Annotated in this window: 1 protein-coding gene; it reads left to right on the top strand. The window is 67.2% G+C overall.

Annotated elements, in window-relative coordinates:
* Window positions 1–763, top strand: a 763-nt coding sequence (locus K8556_RS38930) for an AHH domain-containing protein (RefSeq protein ID WP_223745191.1), incomplete at both ends; no start/stop codon positions are given.

The following is a 763-nucleotide window of genomic DNA, read 5'->3' as shown; positions in this document are numbered from 1 at the left end:
TGCGGACCCTGGTCACGGCGATGATTGGCACCGCGATGGTGATGCTGGTCGCACCCGAGCCCGTGTCCAAGCTGGTCGCGGTGGCTCTGACGGCTTCGCTCATCGCGTACCTGGGCACGGGGCCCGTGTGGAATCTGGGACAGGCCTTCTTGCGGCTCATGGATGAGTCGCGGGACGCCCGGGACGAGGCTTCGCTGAAGGAGGCGGGACATCGCTTCGGACGCGTCCTGGGGGACAACGGGGCGCGGGTGTTGGTCATCGTCGCGATGACGGCGCTGGGTGGCAGGAACGCGATGGCGGCGCAGGGGCCTCGGATGCCGGGCTTCCCGCAGGCGGCGCTGAGGGCGGAGGTGGAGGGTGGGTTCCAACTGTCGCGGGCGCTGGCCGGTGAGGTGCGGTCCATCTCCGTGTCGTCAGCGGGAGTGCTCAACGTCACGTTGGCGCCCACGGCCGTGGCGGCCGTCGCCATGGGGCCCGGGGGCGGCGGGATTCAGGGTGACCCGGAGGGAGAGGTTCATCACATCTGCACGGACAAGAATGAGGTGTCGGAGCAGTCAGGCGGCCCTTGGACACCTCTCTTTGAACCGTTCTTCGAGCAGGCGGGAATGAGCCTCGATGACGCGGCGAACCTGGTCCGGATCAACGGGCACCGAGGACCTCATCCTGCGGAGTACCATCAAGAAGTGTTCGGCCGACTCACACTGTCGATGGCGAAATGCAGAGGAGTCGCGCAGTGCCGGACTGCGTTGGTGGACGTCCTGAC

The organism is Corallococcus sp. AS-1-12 (genome assembly GCF_020036995.1).
Lineage (GTDB): Bacteria > Myxococcota > Myxococcia > Myxococcales > Myxococcaceae > Corallococcus.
Note: the sequence above shows the minus strand (reverse complement) of the source record. Positions and strands in the feature narration are given on the sequence as shown.